The sequence below is a fragment of the Akkermansia sp. KLE1798 genome (genome assembly GCF_001580195.1).
GTDB classification, from domain to species: Bacteria; Verrucomicrobiota; Verrucomicrobiia; order Verrucomicrobiales; family Akkermansiaceae; genus Akkermansia; species Akkermansia biwaensis.
In genome coordinates this window covers 22,131-23,073 of the sequence record NZ_KQ971089.1, presented here as the reverse complement: position 1 = coordinate 23,073, position 943 = coordinate 22,131, and the positions used below count along the sequence as shown (strand labels likewise).

At 56.5% G+C, this 943-nt stretch carries 1 CRISPR repeat array.

The window, feature by feature from the left end:
- Position 1: 1 nt before the first annotated feature.
- Positions 2-943: a CRISPR direct-repeat array (repeat unit 28 nt; unit sequence TTCAATCCACGCACCCGTGAGGGTGCGA).

Sequence of the window (943 nt, the reverse complement as noted above, 5' to 3'; positions counted from 1 at the left end):
TTTCAATCCACGCACCCGTGAGGGTGCGACGGCATTGATGGGGAGCGCTCCGGTCTCTGGCGGGGTTTCAATCCACGCACCCGTGAGGGTGCGACCAGCTTCGTCCGTAGTAATCGTGGACCAGGCGGGTTTCAATCCACGCACCCGTGAGGGTGCGACTTAGAAAGCAATAAAAAGATGGAACTCATTAAGATGTTTCAATCCACGCACCCGTGAGGGTGCGACTGGAGATGATCAATTCTTTTTCCACCGCCTGGTTGTTTCAATCCACGCACCCGTGAGGGTGCGACGAGCAGTTGCAGCAACTTATCAACAATGCTCTCCTGTTTCAATCCACGCACCCGTGAGGGTGCGACTTCGCGCGGGGTGTTTTTCACCATTTCCCGGACAGTTTCAATCCACGCACCCGTGAGGGTGCGACCGGCGCGCCGGCGGCGCCCGGCGGCGGCGAGGGAGTTTCAATCCACGCACCCGTGAGGGTGCGACTCTTCCGGCCCGTCATCATCGTCAAGGGACGGATGTTTCAATCCACGCACCCGTGAGGGTGCGACACGCATGCTCAGATACGGGAATTGATTGAGGCCCGTTTCAATCCACGCACCCGTGAGGGTGCGACCCATGCAAAGATTATGAGTAACGAAAGTACAGAGTTTCAATCCACGCACCCGTGAGGGTGCGACTGCCATTCAGGACAAAATAAACCTGCATGTAGTGTTTCAATCCACGCACCCGTGAGGGTGCGACTGATTTTCCCCAAGAAAAAAACCGTCACCGTGAACGGGTTTCAATCCACGCACCCGTGAGGGTGCGACTGTTCATCACCTTCCGCGCCCCCTTGATAAGCTGGGTTTCAATCCACGCACCCGTGAGGGTGCGACACATTAGCCATTCCATCGACACTGACAACGCTTTTGTTTCAATCCACGCACCCGTGAGGGTGCGA